Genomic DNA, 1,517 nt, shown 5'->3' on the forward strand with positions numbered 1-1,517 from the left:
GCGGGGCCCCGGTGTTCACGCTCACGCTGAGCACGGCGGGCGCATGGCAGTTTACGCTGGAAGGCGTGCTCGACCACACCGTGGCGGGCACCGAGGACGACATCGCAATCGACTTCGGCGGCCTGGTAACAGGCACCGATGCCGATGGCGACAGCGTCACCGCAACCGGATCGCTGACCGTGACGGTCGATGACGACAGTCCTGTCGCAGTCACGGGCGCGAGCCTGACCGGTTCGGTGGACGAGGATGCGCTGCCGGGCGGGATCGAGGGCGGCCCGGGCGATATCGGCGTGGTGGGCCTGACCACGGGCGGCAGCGTTGCAGCGCTGTTCGCAAGCGGCGCGGACAGCCCGCTGACCTATGCGTTCGAGACCGCGGCGTCGAGCACGGCCTATCTGGAAGGTCTGGGCCTGACCTCGGGCGGCGTGCCGCTGAGCTATGCGGTGACCGCAGGTTCGATCGTGGCGACCGCCGGCGGCGCTCCGGTGTTCACGCTCACGCTGAGTGCAGCAGGTGCATGGCAGTTTACCCTCGAAGGCGTGCTCGACCACACCGTGGCGGGCACCGAGGACGACATCGGAATCGACTTCGGCGGCCTCGTGGTTGGCACCGATGCCGATGGCGACAGCGTCACCGCAACCGGATCGCTGACCGTGACGGTCGATGACGACAGTCCGGTGGCGGTTGCCGACAGCGCGGATGTGACCGAAGGCGGCGCGATCGCCCGCGGCAGCGAAGCGAGCGTGCTGGCGAACGACCGGGGCGGTGCGGACGGCATCGGCCGGGTGGTCGGCGTTCGTGCGGATGGCGATCCGGCGGATACGACCAGCAGCGTCACTGGCGGCCTCGGTACCGCGATCGCGGGCGATTATGGCACGCTGATGCTCTATGCCGACGGCACCTACAGCTATACGGCGAACAGCGACATCCCGGACGATCCGGCAAGCGATGTGTTCGTCTACACCTTCGTCGACGGCGATGGCGATATCGCGACCGCGACGCTGACCATCGATGTGAACCAGGTTACGCTGGTGGCCGACGATCGCGATGCGCTGGTGTTCGAAGCGGCGCTCGACCTAGTGCAGGATCCCGGCGATCTTGCGCCCGGTACGGTGGTAGGCTCGAACCCGTCTTCGCCCGGCGAGACGGTCGGCGGCACGCTGGCCGTGACCGGCGGCGTGGGGACGATCACCTATGCGCTCGATCCCGGGCAGACCGGGGCCTACGGACAGATCTCGATCGATGCGAACGGCAACTGGACCTATACGCTGACGGGGCCGGTGGACGGCGATGCGCTGTCGCCCGGCCAGGGCGGCGACAACGGCGCGAACGTCTACGACAATATCGAGACCTTCACCTATACCGCGACCGACGAGAACGGGAACACGGTGCAGGGCACGATCACGATCGACGTGACCGACGATGTGCCCAGCGTCGCCGCCACCGGAGCCTCGCTTGCGCTGGTAGTGGACGACAGTGATTTTGCGGTCGATGCGGAGGCCGAGTACTCGGATGCG

The 1,517-nt window shown here is 67.7% G+C and carries 1 protein-coding gene; it reads left to right on the plus strand.

Translation table 11 applies throughout. The features are described from left to right. Positions 1 to 11 precede the first annotated feature (11 nt). Positions 12 to 1,517, plus strand: a 1,506-nt coding sequence (locus tag P8R33_RS14790; RefSeq protein ID WP_278329720.1) for a T1SS-143 repeat domain-containing protein, incomplete at its 3' end; no start/stop codon positions are given.

Source organism: Qipengyuania flavescens (assembly GCF_029688735.1).
In the GTDB taxonomy this organism is placed as follows: domain Bacteria; phylum Pseudomonadota; class Alphaproteobacteria; order Sphingomonadales; family Sphingomonadaceae; genus Qipengyuania.